The sequence below is a fragment of the Vreelandella lionensis genome (assembly GCF_002087295.1).
Lineage (GTDB): Bacteria > Pseudomonadota > Gammaproteobacteria > Pseudomonadales > Halomonadaceae > Vreelandella > Vreelandella lionensis.
This window is the reverse complement of sequence record NZ_MWVI01000099.1, coordinates 171,607-186,911: the sequence shown is the minus strand read 5'-3', so window position 1 is coordinate 186,911 and position 15,305 is coordinate 171,607. Positions and strand designations below refer to the sequence as shown.

Below are 15,305 nucleotides of genomic sequence, written 5' to 3'. Positions count from 1 at the left end.
ATTGCGCTAGCTTACATGCCCCTGGGAGCAAAAATTCCAGGGGCATTACGCCAGTAGCCTTTGTAGTCCATACCAAAACCACACTCGTAACGTGCGGCCACTTCTAGGCTGCAGTAATCTGCCTTTAATCCCGGAACGGCTTTGCGGTCGTGCTGCTTATCGACCAACACTGCGGTAGTCACACTGGCCGCCTGGGCTTCTTTGCAGTATTCCAGAATGGCCGCTAGGGTTGCGCCTTCATCGAGGATGCCTTCAACAATCACTACATGTCGGCCCGCCATGGGAACTTCAGGCGATACGCGCCAGAAAAGCTCACCGCCGCGCAGCTCGTTGCGGTAACGGGTCGCATGTAAATAGTCCACTTCCAGCGGGAAACCAAGACGCGTCAGCAGGTGCCCCGTGGTAATGAGCCCCCCATTCATAACGCAGTAAAACACCGGTAGCTTGTCGCCCAAGTCTCGCGTGATCTCTTCCGCCATGCGATCCAACGCTCGCTCAACCTGCTCTTGCGAAATCAGGCAGTCGGCGTTATCCATCAACTCACGCATAGAATCTAATGATTCAAGCGTTTCTTTATCCAACTTGGACATGCTACTTCTCCAAAAAACATCTAATAAGAAAACGGTATAAAAATGGAATTAATTCGCTAGCGCTTCGAGCTTGGCATGCGTGCGGCGCCAACGGCCGAGTGCAGCCAGTGCATCCAGTTCAGGCCTAGCACGGCCGTAACGCAGCTTGGCAGGCCGTTTATTCAGCACCCCTTGGAAGGCCTCTAGCACCTCAATGGCTGCCGCTCGGTCATTGCAGATCAGCAACATATCGCAGCCAGCGGCCAGCGCCGCTTTGGCACGCTCAGCCGGGCCGCCTGCCTCATGCGCCCCCGCCATGCTTAAATCATCGGAAAAAATACACCCTTTGAACCCCAATGATTCACGCAGCATGCCTAACCAGTTGGGTGAGAACCCTGCAGGGCGAGTATCAAACGCTGAATAAATCACGTGGGCAGGCATGACGCCGTTCAACACACCCGCTAACTCGCGAAACGGCACGAGGTCTCGGGCTTTCAGCTCGGCCAGGGGTCGCTCATCCACCGGCAGCGCAATATGGGAATCCGCCGCCACTCCGCCATGGCCAGGAAAATGCTTACCAACTGCCGCCATGCCAGCGTCATGCAAGCCTTCGATAAAGGCGTGTCCTAGCAAGGCGACATGCTTTGGATCGCTGCTGAAACTACGGTCGCCAATGACGCTGGAGATACCGCTCTCAACATCCAACACCGGCGCAAAACTCATATCCAACCCACAGGCGGCCATTTCCATCCCCAGCAGCCAGCCTGTGTCTTTGGCTAAGGTGAGCCCTGCTACTGGGTCGCTGGCATACAGATCGCCAATTCGCGCCATGGCGGGCAGCTTGGTCGCCCCTTTTTTGATCCGCTGGACTCGACCGCCCTCTTGGTCAATACCTAGCAGTAGATCACCACGCACACGACGAATACTGCTGCAGAGCTGCCGCTCTTGGTACGCATCTTCGACATTACGGGCGAACAGGATAACGCCGCCCACCGCAGGGTCTTTTAGCAATGTCTTTTCAGCGCTGGATAACTGCGGCCCTTCTAGGTCAAGCATGACCGGGCCAATGGGTTGCGTCATGGGGAGGATCCGACAAAAAGGGCGCCATTTTAGACTAACCGCTTAGCGTGTCAAAATTCTGGCAGGACGCCCGGAAGTGGGCTTAATGCAGCCAAACCGGCGTACCGGGTTGGGCGTGTGCAAACAGGTAGTGTAAATCGTGATTTCGCAGGCGTATGCAGCCGTGAGAGGCAGCCACACCTATCGGTTGTTCTTCAGGCGTGCCGTGCAAATAAATGTAGCGCCGCTGGGAGTCCACATCAGCGCCACGGTTAACGCCGCGCTCAAGACCGCAGAGCCACATAATGCGCGTTAGAATCCAGTCTCGCTCAGGGTAATTTGTCACCAATTCAGGCGAAAATACTTCGCCAGTCCATCGGCGACCACGAAATACCGCATTATCAGGCAAGCCCTTGCCGATAGACGCACGGACATAGTGCCAGCCCAGCGGTGTTTGGCCGCTACCCTCTTGCTGCCCTACGCCAGCAACCCCAGTGGAGATCGCGCACTCATAGCTCACTTCCTTTCCCTGCCACCAGCGCAACCGCTGCCGCTGGGTGTCAATCTCCATCCAACCAGATTGAGAAGGCGGTAATTCAGCTAGCCTGGGCGTTTCCATGGTTTCCCTCTTCAACGGCAGCCGGTAACGGCGCGTTCATCGCAGCAACAACGACTGGACGTAGCCGCCGCACAAGATCACGCACCGTCACCTGCTCTTGATAATCCTTTGCAGCAATATCACGCAGGGCATCCAGTCCCGAGAGCGTAAATATCACTGTACCTAGCATAAAGTGTAGCCGCCAAAAGCGCTCGGCATCCGGCAGCTCAGGCGTGGCTTTACGCACCAGCTCGGTAAAACGGGTAAATACATCGCCATACTGCTGCTGAATGTAGCGACGCAGATGCCCTTGCGCCTGACTGTAGGCTAACCCTAGTAGCCGCATAAATACCTTCAGGCTATTACGTTCGGCGGGCACTGCCAGTACCGTAGTGGCCATGGTCTCTAACAGCACTTCTAGAGGAATAGGCTGGCCTTGATAGTGAGCTTCTAGCTCGTCCAGTGCGGTGTGAAAGCGCTCTGAAAATGGATCGAGATAGCGGGAAAACACCGCTTGAATTAGCGCTTTTTTGGAACCAAAGTGGGAGTTCACACCCGCCAAATTAACCCGGGCCTTGCTGGTGATATTGCGCAGCGACGTCTCGGCAAAGCCTCGCTCTGCAAACAGTACCTCTGCAGTATCTAAAATACGCGTTACCGTATCCGATTGGGCCATAGCGCCCTCCAAAAAACAGGTGTTTTAAACATGACTGAATACTATGTCATAACCCCTGCTGGCCTCAATCTCTTATCCAAATGGTAGTAAGCGTTAACTGGACACTTAACGACTGTCTCGGTTGGGTGTAACTCGTCATGTACTGGACAGAGCAACATACTGTATACTTAAACACATACTGATTAAGCCGACATGTAGCTACTGTCTTTTCACTGTTTTGGAGTTTGGTATGTCGCGTCCACTCACAGCACGTCAGCAGCACGTATTTGATTTTATTGTTAAGACCATGGGTGAGCTTGGCTACCCCCCTACCCGCGCCGAAATTGCCAAAGCGCTGGGATTCCGCTCGCCTAACGCAGCAGAAAGCATTTGCGTGCGCTCGAGCGCAAAGGCGCTATTCGTATAATTCGCAATACATCACGGGGCATCCGCTTACCTAACCAGGAGCCGCAGGAGCTTAATGAAACGCCAGCGGCTGCAGCACCTGCTACTAATGAGCCGCTGCCCAATGGGCTTCCTGTGATTGGTGAGGTCGCCGCTGGCAGCCCTATCCTTGCGGCTGAACATATTGACCGTTACTGCCCGCTGCCCGCTGAGTACTTCACGCCTAAAGCAGATTACCTGCTACGGGTGCGCGGCCTATCCATGAAAGATGTAGGCATTCTTGAAGGCGACCTTCTGGCCGTGCATCGCACTGACCGCGTTCGCGATGGGCAAATTGTCGTGGCACGATTAGAAGACGAAGTAACGGTCAAGCGTTTTAAACGCCAGGGGCATCAAGTAACACTGATTGCCGAGAACGCAGATTTCGCACCAATTGAGATCGACCTACGCACTCAGCAGCTTGATATTGAAGGCGTGGGTGTTGGTGTCATTCGCGGTGGTAATGGGCAAGCGCTTGGCTAGTTGCCCAACCTGTAAGGCAGGCTACTGCAAGTCGATATAGCGGTGGTCATTAAAGGTGGCCACCCAGCTTGGGTGGTACACCAGCAAAATACTCAGCAGCATACCGGTTATAAATGCCTCTGACGGCATCAGTAACGGTAAAAAGCGGGCATACTCTTGGGCGAGATAGACGGCCTCGGGATCAGTGCCCGCTACGATAATCAGCGCAACAGCAGATAGCCCTCCCCCTAAGGTCGCCAAGGCCGTTCCAAAAAAGCCACAAGCAAATAAAAACACCATCAAATTATCAGGCAACCGACGGTCAACGATTCGCCATACAAAACCGGTCACGATCGCAGGCACAATACCTGTCACCAGCACATTTGCCCCCATTAGCGACCAATCGTTTCTGCCAATAGCCACCATGGCGACATTAATCATCACGTTACTGATCAACGCCAGCGGCATTTTAAAGACTAGCGTCATCAGCACCGTAAACACCAAGTGAAGAGTTAACCAGTCCACCGCTTGCGCACGCAATTGCCACATCAACATGACGGCCAACGTAGCTGCCATCCAGCGGTGCTGAAGCGCTGTATCCTCAAGCAGTGGCCGCCAGGGGCGCAGGCATAAGCACCAGACGATGACACCCAACGATAAAAGCCACGTCATCACGAGTGCCCACGGTGCCAATACGCTTTGTGCAAACGACATAGCGCCCCCTTCTGCCGATTAGCTAAAAACGACCGTTTTGTTGCCGTGAATTAGCACGCGATCTTCTAGGTGCCAACGCAGCCCCCGCGCCAATACCGCTTTTTCCACATCGCGACCAAAACGTACCAAATCGGTAGGCGTGTGACAGTGGCTGACCCGGTGAATGTCCTGCTCAATTATAGGGCCCGCATCCAGGCTCTTCTGTCACATAGTGGCAAGTTGCCCCAATCAGTTTCACGCCGCGCTCATAGGCTTGATGATACGGCTTGGCACCCGCAAAGGAAGGCAAGAAGCTGTGATGAATGTTAATCACGCGCCCTGCATACCGTTCGCAAAGCGAAGGCGGCAGAATTTGCATATAGCGCGCCAGCACTATGCAGTCAGCGCGGGCAGCATCAATCTGCTCCTGCACCTGCTCAAAGGCTTTCTGCTTATTGGCAGGATCTACTGGTACGTGGTGGTAAGGAATACCATACCACTCGGTCAGTGAGCGCATGTCGTCATGGTTAGAGATTACCCCGACAATATCGCAATCCAGCTCTCCTGCCTGCCAACGGTAGAGTAGATCGACCAAGCAGTGAGACTCCCTGGAAACCATCAACACCACTCGGCGGCGTTTTTGGGTATCCACCAACGACCATTGCATATCAAATTCAGCCGCTACTGGCTCAAAGACGTGCGTAGTGCTTCTGCCGACATGCCCAGCGAATCCGCCAGAATCTCGTAACGCATAAAAAAGCGGCCAGTCTCTAAGTCAGAGTGCTGGCTGGCTTCGGTAATTGAGCCACCTTGTTGAGCAATAAAACTTGAGACACGCGCCACGATGCCCACTTGATCTGGGCAGGAAACAACTAAACGATAGTAATGAGACATAACAAACACTCTTAACGTATTTAACGGCACGCTCGCCAAGCACCTGCCTACCAGCAGGTAAACCACATTAGCGGCGGTAGTGTACCGTAAGCACGATGAGGAAGCACCGTGGTCAGGTGCCGCGATGATTGTTACCCGCCCCCCGCTTCCCGTATAGTTAAGGAATTACTTTCTAGGCTTTTCATAACTGATGCATCCATCCCGCGTTCAACTTCGTCCCCGTCGTCGCCCGCCCCTGCGCCTACTCCCGCTAGGTGGATGTGGTGAAATTGGAATGAATCTTACGCTGTATGGATACGACGACCAGTGGATCGCCGTAGATTGCGGCATGATGATTCGCCAAGACCTGCCCAACTCGCCGCTACAAGTACCTAATACCGACACCCTAGAGGGCGCTGAAGATCACACCTAAGGCGCTGTTTATCACCCATGGTCATGAAGATCATATTGGGGCGGTGGCGTGGCTATGGCCCAAATGGGGTTGCCCTATCTTTGCCACTCCTCTCGCAGCAGGGCTATTGCGTTACAAATTCGCCGAACACCAGCTCAGCAGCGCCTCCATTGAAGTGATTGAACCAGGCGATGCGGTGGAGAGCGGGCCATTTACACTGCGCTACTTGAGTGTTACCCACTCCATCCCCGAAAGCTGCTCCATCATGATGCAGGCGGGTGATTACCGCATACTGCACACCGGCGACTGGAAACTCGACCCCAACCCACTGATTGGCACCCCCGTGAACGCTGCCCAGTTTAGAGCACTGGCGCCGGTGGATCTTCTGGTAGGTGACTCGACCAATGCGCCAATGCCAGGGCAGTCGGGCAGCGAGGGGGATGTTGCCAAGGCGCTTTCCACCACATTGAAAGCGTGTAAAGGCCGCGTGGTAGTGTCCTGTTTTGCTAGCAACCTAGCGCGCGTACTGGCCATTGGCTTAGCGGCCCAAGCGTGTGGCCGTCGCGTTAGCTTGATGGGCCGCTCAATGGAGCGCATGGTCAGTGTCGCTAGAGGCCTTGGTTATCTGGATGACTTCCCCCCCCTGGTGCCACCCCATGATTTGGGCTATCTGCCACCGGAGGAGGTCGTGATTATTGCCACCGGTAGCCAAGGCGAGCCTCGCGCTGCCTTGCAGCGTTTGGCGCAGCGTCGACACCCCTTTGTGGACTTGGAACCCGGCGATAGCGTGATTTTTTCCGCCAAAACAATTCCAGGCAATGAGCGCCCTATCGAGCAGCTTAAAAAACGTTTATTGCAACTCGATGTCACGCTGTTCGACGAAATGAACCACCCCGAGCTTCATGCAACCGGCCACCCCGCTCAGGAAGAACTGAAAAAGCTCTACCAGTGGGTTAGGCCCAAAATGCTACTGCCGGTACATGGTGAAGCGCGCCATCAGGAGGCGCACCAAGCGCTTGCTGAGGAGCTAGGTATCAGAGCGCCGCTAGCACCGGTGAATGGCGATATGATCGTGCTTGACCACCAAGGGCTGCGCTGCGAAACGCGCTATCCACAGCCGCCTTGCATTGTTAACCAAAATAGCGTCGTGCCTCACCCTGGCCTTGAGAGCAGCCATCCTACTGCCCGTCGTGGCAGTCTGTTTCTAGCGCTACCGGAAGCCGCAACAGAAACGGGATGGTGTCGTATTGGGCGTCTGATGCTTGACGCCAACGGCGCAAGCCCTATGGATGAAGATAGCTTCAGCGAGTGGCTGGATGAGCAGCTAGAAGAGATTGAGGCAGACACCTTGGCTGATTTGCGCCATGCGCTGCAGCCAAGGCTGGTGCACTGGCTGGCTAACCACTTACAACATATGCCAGACGTGCACCTGCAGATCATGGCCGCTGAAATGCCGACCATCGAAGAGTTAAACGACGAGCCTTAAACACAGGTGTTACCAGCGTTCAGCATCCTGCTGATCGGTGTGGCGCTCTTTAACCCAGTACGCCCCCTGCTTGGAGTGCTCTTTCTTCCAAAACGGCGCCTGGGTTTTTAAATAATCCATAATGAAATCGCAGGCCGCAAACGCATCGCGGCGGTGAGCGCTTGCCACCAGCACTCTAACGATAGGGTCGCCCGGGGATAAGTCGCCCACCCGATGAATAACGCGCACCGCCTGCAGCGCCCAGCGCTGCCAGGCTTGCTCAGCAATTTGCGTTAAGGTGCGCTCGGTCATTCCTGGATAGTGCTCAAGGGTTAACCCCGTTACGTCGGGCGCCTCGTTAAAATCTCGCACTAACCCGGTGAACGTCACAATCGCACCAATGTCGGTGCGCTGGCGCAGCGCGCTCTCATAGCCGTACGCCATTGAAAACGGAGCGGACTGCACTTCTACCGCGATATCTGGCAATGTCGGCTCGCTAACAGACACGGCTTAGCCTCCCGTTACCGGTGGAAAAAAGGCCACTTCGTCATCATCAGTGATACGAGCGCTATCATTTGCCATCACTTGGTTAATGGCACATAGAGTGCGCTGATCAGCCAGCACAGAAAAGCGTGCATCCTGGGCGCTAAGCGCAGCTTTTAGCCCGGCCACATCGCGGCTTGGCAGCTTATCAAGCCCAATGGCCAGATCGCTCTCACCGACCCGCTCACGCAGCTCTGCCAAAAACTTGACGCGCACACAGGGCGAGGCACAGCGCTCACCTAAGCTTACCTCTCCCACTGCGCCTTCACCGGTGACAATGGGCGTGACCATCTCACGCTCCCGCTGATAGTCACCACGCAATCCGCCTCGCTTGCTGTCGAGCTGCACAGCTTCAATGCGCATCTCTTTATCAACGGCTTTACACATATCGTAAAGCGTCAGGCAAGCAACCGAAACGGCCGTCAACGCTTCCATCTCGACGCCCGTGCGCCCATTCAAGCGACACATGGCCGATACATTCACCCAGCCATTTGCATGGTCAATATCGAAATCCACCGCTACTTTGGAGAGCGCCAGCGAGTGGCAGAGCGGAATCAGTTCATGAGTTCGCTTCGCTGCTTGAATACCCGCAATACGCGCTGTTGCGAGTACATCCCCTTTGGGCAGCGCCCCATCGCTTAATAGCTGCAGAGTATTGGGCTGCATCACGATTCGCCCAGAGGCAACAGCCTCACGACGGGTCTCGCGCTTATCGCCGACATCAACCATATTCGCTTCGCCGTGCGCGTTCAGGTGGGTTAACTGCATGGTGTCACCTTTTCATCATCAAGCCAGAGTGCGGCGTTGTTGGTCGGCCCACTCACTTACCCAGCGAGCAATTTCTTCACAATTATTTAAATCCAAGCGAGCCACCGATGGCCTAAGAGCCACCGGCGGCTCAGCAGTAAGCGCAGCCGCCTGCGCCCACTCATCGCTTAAAATAGCCGGATCGCCAATCCCTTCCCGGTAAAGCACCAGCTTGGGAATAGGCCATGCCTTGAAGCTTCAACGATCACTAAATCAGGGTGATGCGGCGCCATTAGGGTAAGCATAGGCTAAATCAGGCTCTTCCTGCCCTGGCGTTTCCTGCATCAGTGCAAAACGTTGGCGCGATGCAATCAGCATAGGGGTGGCCCCGGCACTACGCAGCTTGTAGCTGTCTTTACCCGGCTGGTCCACATCAAACTGGTGGTGGGCATGCTTTATTACCGCCACCGAGAGCCCCATTTCGCGCAGCCGCGGTAACAGCTGCTCTAGCAGCGTGGTTTTACCGGTCCCGCTCCAGGCTGCCACCCCTAATACGGGAAACGAGCATCGTAGGGCATCACTCATAAGTCACCATTCGCGCCACGGGTTACTCATCCTCTTTTTCTGCGGGCAATAACCAGTTTAACGCAATGCCTACCAAAGCGGCTAAGCTAACGCCCTGCAAAGTGAATTGCCCGCCACCAAACTGCATACCACCGATACCAAACACCAAAATAAGTGACACCACCACTAGGTTACGTGCCGCAGTAAGCGACTGACCTGCGCGCACCAGGGTATTCATCCCCACTACGGCAATAGAGCCGAATAGCAGCGTCATAATCCCACCCATGACCGGCCCAGGAATTGTCTGCAGCAGCGCCCCCAATTTGCCAACAAAGGCAAGGATGATGGCAATAACGGCAGCCACAATCATATATTTTGGATTGAATGCCTTGGTTAGCGTCACAGCACCGGTAACTTCTGAATAGGTCGTGTTAGGCGGCCCACCGAACAGGGCTGCTGCCGTCGTTGCCAAGCCATCGCCCAGTAACGTGCGGTGCAAGCCAGGTTTTTCAAGATAATTTTTACGTGTCACCGAGCCAATCGCCACCATATCGCCAATATGCTCAACGGCGGGAGCGATGGCCACTGGAATCATAAACAGGATGGCCGCCCAGTGAAAACTCGGCGCGGTAAAGTTGGGGATAGAGAGCCAAGCCGCTTCACGCACCGGAGTAAAATCAACCACCCCCATAATCAGGGCCAACGCATACCCCGTTGCAATGCCGCCTATAATCGGCACTAAACGCAGCAGCCCACGGCCAAACACCGCGAGCAATAAGGTTACTAACAGACTGGCCATGGAGAGAAAAATAGCTTGCCCATAGCTAATATTATCGCTGGTTTCACCGGTTGCATACTGACCGCGACTGGCGCTAGCGCTAAACCGATCACCATAATCACTGGGCCCACCACGACAGCAGGCAGCAAACGATGCAACCAGGCGGTGCCCTTCAAGCGCACCGCCTGGGAAATGGCAACATAGACAAGGCCCGCGGCCATCAGGCCACCCAGCGTGGCAGAAACGCCAAAACTGGCGATTGAGCCTTGAATAGGAGCAATAAATGCAAAGGAAGAAGCTAGAAACACCGGCACCGTTTGTTTGGTCACGCTATGAAACACCAACGTGCCAATCCCGGCGGTAAAGAGCGCCACGCTGGGGTCTAGCCCGGTTAATAGCGGAACCAACACAAGCGCACCAAAGGCCACGAACAGCATTTGCGCGCCGGTAAGCAGCATTTTAGGCCACGACTCTTGACCAGCACTGTTTGTCATCACACCACTCCTGGGGGTCGGTTATTAGTAACGGAGGCAAAAAAATGCCCCCAACGCGAAGCGTAAGGGGCCTTTTGAGGCGGAGCGCTTAACGCGTTCCGAAAATCTTATCGCCGGCATCTCCCAAGCCGGGGACGATGTAGCCATTCTCATCGAGTCGGTCATCTACCGACGCCGTGTAAATCTCTACATCAGGATAAGCATCTTGCACCCGTTTAATCCCTTCAGGGGCAGCAACTAAGACAATCACTTTCATATGTTCACAGCCACGCTCACGCAGCATATCCAACGTGGCCACCATCGAACCACCAGTCGCCAGCATCGGATCAATCACAATCGCCATGCGCTCTTCGATGTCGTTGCGAATTTAGCGAAGTAAGGTACCGGTTGAAGCGTCTCTTCATCCCGGTAAAGACCAACAACGCTTACCCGTGCGCTAGGGATTAAATCCGTTACGCCCTCCAACATGCCTAGCCCGGCACGCAGGATCGGCACGATAGTGACTTTCTTACCTTTCAAACGACGGGTCGCAATGGGCTCGCCGTTCCAACCTTGAATCTCATGGTCTTCCAGCTCCAGACCTTTGGTTGCTTCATAGGTCAAAAGCTTAGCCACTTCACCTGCCAGTTCACGAAAGCTCTTAGTGCTCAAATCAGCTTCGCGCATCAATCCCAGCTTATGTTGAACAAGCGGATGGTTAATGGCGTAGACACTCATGGGACTTCCTCACTGCAGGGGATTCAGGATGGCGACCTAGGTCGCATCGACATGCTTACAAAATTGCGCGCCATTCTACCCGCAACTGACCATCAGGTTAAGGGGTTTCGGGCAATTGCCACTCAATTGGCGTCCGCCCTTGCTCCTGCAAGAATTGATTCGCCCGCGAAAAGTGGTGATTACCAAAGAAACCACGGTGCGCCGACAGGGGCGACGGGTGTGGTGACTCAAGCACCAAATGGCGAGAGGTATCGATGAGCGCTTTTTTCTGGCGAGCATGACTGCCCCACAGCAGAAAGACGCAGGGTCCGGCGTGTTGGCTAACGGTTTCAATAGCCCGGTCGGTAAAATGCTCCCAACCTTTTCCCCGATGCGACGCGGCGTTGCCCTGTTCAACGGTAAGCGCTGTATTCAGCAGCAGCACCCCCTGCTTCGCCCACGACTCTAAAAAGCCATGACGCACTGGGGTAAAACCGACATCGCTTGCCAACTCTTTGTAGATATTGACCAGCGACGGCGGCACTTGCACGCCCGGCTGTACCGAAAAACAGAGCCCATGGGCCTGATTAGGCCCGTGGTAAGGATCCTGCCCTAGAATTACCACTTTCACCGAGGAGAGCGGCGTTAATTCAAAGGCGCGAAACCAGTTTGAGGAGTGAGGGTAGATCACTTTCTTAGCCGCTTTCTCTGCGGCCAAAAATGCTTTCAGGGCGGACATATAGTCAGCCTGAAAATCCTGCCCCAGCCACTGGCTCCAGTCTTCAGGTAGCGGGTTAGCCATATTACTTCTTCATTTGGTCAGCGAGAGGCTCTACGTAGGCAATGCCCATATCCCAAGGGAACTGAATCCAGCACTGCTGAGCCACTTCGGTCAGGTATTGATCCACCAAAGGGCGACCCTCTGGCTTAGCGTAAATCGTGACAAAGTGCGCTTTTGGGAGCATTTCGCGTACGGCGCGTGCAGTTTTTCCCGTATCGACGAGGTCATCAACCAGCAGCCAGCCGTCACCGTCGTGATCCACCCCTTTCATAATATCCAGACCACCTTGATCCATATAGTCGTAACTTTTGATGCACACGGTATCAATCAAACGGATATTCAGTTCGCGAGCAATCAGCGCAGCCGGAATCAAGCCGCCGCGAGTAATCGCCACAATGCCCTTAAAATCACGTTCGATTAAAAGATGGCAAAGTTGGCGCACGTCGCGGTGAATTTGGTCCTAAGAGACGGTGAAATGTTGATGGTAGCGTTCGCTGCTCATGGGGAGTTACTCGTCTTCGTTAAAGGAACAGACCGCGAATACGCTATAGCCCGCATCGCGAATTTTCTGAGAACCACCCAGCTCAGGTAGATCAATGATAGTGGCTGTTTCCACCACCTGCCCACCGCAGCGCTGAATCAAATTCGCGGCTGCGAGCATCGTGCCACCAGTGGCAATCAAGTCGTCCATTAACAGGATCCGGTCGCCTTCCTGGAACGCATCAGCATGCAGCTCTACTTCTGAATGGCCATACTCCAGCGTGTAGGTTTCGCTGACGGTTTTAAACGGAAGCTTGCCTTTTTTGCGCACCGGCACAAAGCTGCAGCCCAACTCATACGCCAGCGGCGCACCGATAATAAAGCCACGGGCGTCAATGGCCGCGATGGCATCCAAGTTCATTTCCTGGTAGCGGTGCACGAAGCTATCAATCAGCTTACGAAAGGCAGCGCTGTTCTGCAGCAGTGGGGTAATGTCACGAAAGTTCGCCCCCTGCTCTGGCCAGTCAGGAACCGTGCGAATAACCGACTTAATGTAATCGCCGTAGATGCTCATCGCGTCTCTCATTGATTAGTCAAAGGTCGGGTAATTAACCCAGGGATAAAAATTTCGCCGCAAATAGCAGCGCCAGTACAACCACTGCCGGGTTCAGATCTTCAAAACGGCCCGACAGCGTCTTAATCGCTACATAGCTGATAAAGCCCAGCGCGATGCCTTCGGCAATAGAGAAGGTCAGCGGCATGGCCAGAGCAGCAATGAGTACCGGGGCAGCATCGGTGGGATCTTCCCAATTCGCATGTGCAAGACTACCCGCCATCAGTACCGCTACATACAGTAGCGCACCCGCCGTTGCATAAGCCGGAATAGAACCTGCCAGCGGCGCGAAAAATAGGCTGATCAAGAACAGTACGCCCACCACTACGGCCGTTAAGCCAGTACGCCCACCAGATACAATACCTGCGGTTGATTCGATATAGCTGGTCGTGGTGGAGGTACCCAGCGCGGCGCCAGCCATCGAAGCGGTACTACCTGCCATCATGGCACGACCAATACGCGGCAGCTTGCCGTCTTCATCCAATAGTTGGCCACGGTGAGCAACACCTACCAGCGTACCGGACGTATCAAACAGATCGACAAACAAAAAAGCGAAGATAACGCTGAGCATGGCTACATCTAGCGCGCCCACCAGATCCATCGCCATGAACGTCGGTGCAATCGAAGGAGGCATCGACATAATGCCACCATACTGATTGTGACCCAGCACCATGGCCAGCACAGTGACACCAATAATGCCGATCATAACGGCGCCAGTAACACGCAGGTAAGCCAATGCGGTAATCACGAAGAAGCCCAGCAGCGCGTAAAGCGGCGCAGGCTCTGATAGGTCACCAAGGGCAACAAAGGTTGCCGGGTTTGCCACGACAATACCGGCATTCTTCAGTGAAATCATTGCCAGGAAAAGGCCGATACCCGCCGCGATGCCCAAACGTAAAGAGAGCGGAATAGAATTAATGATCCATTCGCGAATTTTAAAAATACTCAGCAGGAAAAAGGTCAAACCAGAGAAGAAGACGGCCCCTAACGCCGCTTCCCAGGTGTAGCCCATACCGAGCACCACGCCGTAGGTAAAGAAGGCATTCAACCCCATACCCGGCGCTTGAGCGATCGGATAATTGGCCCATAGGCCCATCACGAAACAGCCAATCGCCGCGGCCAAACAGGTGGCTACGAACACAGCGCCGTAATCCATTCCCGCTTCCGAGAGAATGCTTGGGTTAACGAAGATGATATACGCCATGGTAAGAAACGTTGTAATCCCGGCGATCACTTCCGTTTTTACATTGGTCTTCTGCTCTGTGAGCTTGAAGTAGTTGTCCAGTGATTTCATTTAGTTTTTATCCTTCGCGCTTACGCTGAATGCGTCCCTTGATGCGAGAAAAGCCGCACATACTACCGAAAGGCACCACGCGATGCGAGCACCTCAAGTGCGGCTGGCTAAGTTGAGGAGAAGCCTCATACCTAATTTATTTAGCAAACTTCAGGCCATGAGCTAACCGATTGGTCAACAAAGAGCCAAGATTTTCCACTATTGGCGGCTCGCCAGAACCCGCTCCACTGTCTCAACAATCACTTGAGTCTGCGTGTCAATTTCAATATTGACCCAGTCATTCATCAAACGGCTACCTAACATCGTGCGTGACAATGTTTCAGGGATGAGATTAACACTGAACTCCACCCCTACCCCATCGGCAGATGGGCGTACATCGCCAACGGTGAGGCTGATACCGTCGACGCCAATATAGCCTTTTTCAAACACAAACTTGGCCGCTTTATCAGACAACGCAAACCAGAGCCGACGGTTATTAGGAGCTTCTTCAATAGCCACTCCCTTCGCCATACAAATAATGTGGCCTGACATGGAGTGCCCGCCAATTTCATCCCCAAAACGAGCTGCGCGCTCTATATTGACGCATTGGCCTGGCGTAATTGCACCAAGATTGGTCAATCTCAGCGTTTCGCGCATCAGGTCAAAGCTAACGCGCTCACCATCTATCGCCGTTACCGTCAGGCAAACGCCGTTATGTGCCACTGATGCACCAATCTCTAACCCGCTACGCATACTCTCTGGCAGAGCAACCACATGGGTGCGGAACTCCTCTAGTTCATGCACCTCAACGACCTCTGCGATACCTTGAACAATGCCAGTAAACATTGGCCCTTCCTTTCAATCTCAGGTTAGTAGGATGGCGTAGACCATAAAAACTCGCGCAAGCTTACTACTAATGACCCAACCTTGTGCAGCGAGTGGTTAGCAGACGCCTATTGATCATGGCTTTTTTGCTGTTAGCAAGCAGTTCAATCACCCCAAAACAGCAACAAAAACCAAACATTACCAATAAAAAAGAAAATAAACCTGTATATGAACTCAAAAACATGAAATAGAACGGATTTAATTGACAACCCATTCGCCAC

The 15,305-nt window shown here is 54.0% G+C and carries 12 protein-coding genes and 6 pseudogenes; 2 read left to right on the top strand and 16 right to left on the bottom strand.

The window, feature by feature from the left end; translation table 11 throughout:
* Positions 1-11: 11 nt before the first annotated feature.
* The 4 genes from B4967_RS16920 to B4967_RS16905 all read right to left on the bottom strand — a co-directional run bounded on the left by B4967_RS16920 (position 12) and on the right by B4967_RS16905 (position 2,902).
* A complete protein-coding gene (locus B4967_RS16920) occupies positions 12-590 on the bottom strand; it encodes a hypoxanthine-guanine phosphoribosyltransferase (RefSeq protein WP_083026478.1) in 579 nt (192 codons plus the stop codon).
* A gap of 48 nt (positions 591-638) precedes the next feature.
* Positions 639-1,649, bottom strand: coding sequence for a beta-N-acetylhexosaminidase (nagZ, locus tag B4967_RS16915; RefSeq protein ID WP_083026477.1), 1,011 nt, complete (start codon positions 1,647-1,649; stop codon positions 639-641).
* Positions 1,650-1,731: 82 nt separating this feature from the next.
* On the bottom strand, positions 1,732-2,247 hold the full coding sequence (locus tag B4967_RS16910) for a L,D-transpeptidase (RefSeq protein ID WP_083026475.1): 516 nt from the start codon (positions 2,245-2,247) through the stop codon (positions 1,732-1,734).
* Positions 2,225-2,902, bottom strand: a complete 678-nt coding sequence (locus B4967_RS16905) for a TetR/AcrR family transcriptional regulator (protein WP_083026473.1) — start codon at positions 2,900-2,902, stop codon at positions 2,225-2,227. The genes B4967_RS16910 and B4967_RS16905 overlap by 23 nt, the downstream gene beginning before the upstream one ends.
* 229 nt (positions 2,903-3,131) lie before the next feature.
* Here B4967_RS16905 and lexA point away from each other — a divergent pair.
* Positions 3,132-3,808, top strand: a pseudogene (lexA, locus tag B4967_RS16900) (transcriptional repressor LexA).
* A 21-nt stretch (positions 3,809-3,829) separates the two neighbouring features.
* Here lexA and B4967_RS16895 read toward each other — a convergent pair.
* The gene (locus B4967_RS16895; protein WP_083026471.1) at positions 3,830-4,501 is read right to left on the bottom strand and encodes an energy-coupling factor ABC transporter permease; all 672 of its coding nucleotides are present in this window, start codon (positions 4,499-4,501) and stop codon (positions 3,830-3,832) included.
* An 18-nt stretch (positions 4,502-4,519) separates the two neighbouring features.
* Positions 4,520-5,374 (bottom strand): annotated as a pseudogene (gene purU, locus B4967_RS16890) (formyltetrahydrofolate deformylase).
* Positions 5,375-5,648: 274 nt separating this feature from the next.
* Between purU and B4967_RS16885 the strand changes: the two are divergent.
* Positions 5,649-7,251: pseudogene (locus B4967_RS16885) on the top strand (ribonuclease J).
* Between the two features lie 9 nt (positions 7,252-7,260).
* Here the strand turns inward: B4967_RS16885 and moaE are convergent.
* The 10 genes and pseudogenes from moaE to B4967_RS16835 form a co-directional block, all read right to left on the bottom strand.
* Complete coding sequence (gene moaE / locus B4967_RS16880; RefSeq protein ID WP_083026469.1) at positions 7,261-7,737, bottom strand: molybdopterin synthase catalytic subunit MoaE; 477 nt, start codon at positions 7,735-7,737, stop codon at positions 7,261-7,263.
* A gap of 3 nt (positions 7,738-7,740) precedes the next feature.
* Positions 7,741-8,541 (bottom strand): cyclic pyranopterin monophosphate synthase MoaC, encoded by an 801-nt coding sequence (moaC, locus tag B4967_RS16875; RefSeq protein WP_062360390.1) that lies wholly within the window; start codon positions 8,539-8,541, stop codon positions 7,741-7,743.
* Positions 8,542-8,559: 18 nt separating this feature from the next.
* A pseudogene (mobB, locus tag B4967_RS16870) lies at positions 8,560-9,105 on the bottom strand (molybdopterin-guanine dinucleotide biosynthesis protein B).
* A 22-nt stretch (positions 9,106-9,127) separates the two neighbouring features.
* Positions 9,128-10,356, bottom strand: a pseudogene (locus B4967_RS16865) (uracil-xanthine permease family protein).
* Between the two features lie 88 nt (positions 10,357-10,444).
* Positions 10,445-11,073 (bottom strand): annotated as a pseudogene (gene upp, locus B4967_RS16860) (uracil phosphoribosyltransferase).
* 97 nt (positions 11,074-11,170) lie between these two features.
* Entirely contained in the window at positions 11,171-11,854 is a 684-nt protein-coding gene (ung, locus tag B4967_RS16855) for a uracil-DNA glycosylase (protein WP_083026467.1), read from the bottom strand.
* Between the two features lies 1 nt (position 11,855).
* Positions 11,856-12,287, bottom strand: coding sequence for a xanthine phosphoribosyltransferase (gpt, locus tag B4967_RS16850; protein ID WP_243470674.1), 432 nt, complete (start codon positions 12,285-12,287; stop codon positions 11,856-11,858).
* A gap of 54 nt (positions 12,288-12,341) precedes the next feature.
* Positions 12,342-12,887 (bottom strand): adenine phosphoribosyltransferase, encoded by a 546-nt coding sequence (locus B4967_RS16845; protein ID WP_083026465.1) that lies wholly within the window; start codon positions 12,885-12,887, stop codon positions 12,342-12,344.
* Positions 12,888-12,921: 34 nt separating this feature from the next.
* A complete protein-coding gene (locus tag B4967_RS16840) occupies positions 12,922-14,220 on the bottom strand; it encodes an NCS2 family permease (protein ID WP_083026463.1) in 1,299 nt (432 codons plus the stop codon).
* A gap of 198 nt (positions 14,221-14,418) precedes the next feature.
* Positions 14,419-15,045: a riboflavin synthase subunit alpha gene (locus B4967_RS16835; protein ID WP_083026461.1), complete on the bottom strand. Its 627-nt coding sequence runs from the start codon at positions 15,043-15,045 to the stop codon at positions 14,419-14,421.
* Between the last annotated feature and the right edge of the window lie 260 nt (positions 15,046-15,305).

Coding starts and splice junctions, on each gene's coding strand:
- B4967_RS16920 (WP_083026478.1), bottom strand. CDS start 590: ATGTCCAAGTTGGATAAAGAAACGCTTGAATCATTAGATTCTATGCGT.
- nagZ (WP_083026477.1), bottom strand. CDS start 1,649: ATGACGCAACCCATTGGCCCGGTCATGCTTGACCTAGAAGGGCCGCAG.
- B4967_RS16910 (WP_083026475.1), bottom strand. CDS start 2,247: ATGGAAACGCCCAGGCTAGCTGAATTACCGCCTTCTCAATCTGGTTGG.
- B4967_RS16905 (WP_083026473.1), bottom strand. CDS start 2,902: ATGGCCCAATCGGATACGGTAACGCGTATTTTAGATACTGCAGAGGTA.
- B4967_RS16895 (WP_083026471.1), bottom strand. CDS start 4,501: ATGTCGTTTGCACAAAGCGTATTGGCACCGTGGGCACTCGTGATGACG.
- moaC (WP_062360390.1), bottom strand. CDS start 8,541: ATGCAGTTAACCCACCTGAACGCGCACGGCGAAGCGAATATGGTTGAT.
- ung (WP_083026467.1), bottom strand. CDS start 11,854: ATGGCTAACCCGCTACCTGAAGACTGGAGCCAGTGGCTGGGGCAGGAT.
- B4967_RS16845 (WP_083026465.1), bottom strand. CDS start 12,887: ATGAGCATCTACGGCGATTACATTAAGTCGGTTATTCGCACGGTTCCT.
- B4967_RS16840 (WP_083026463.1), bottom strand. CDS start 14,220: ATGAAATCACTGGACAACTACTTCAAGCTCACAGAGCAGAAGACCAAT.
- B4967_RS16835 (WP_083026461.1), bottom strand. CDS start 15,045: ATGTTTACTGGCATTGTTCAAGGTATCGCAGAGGTCGTTGAGGTGCAT.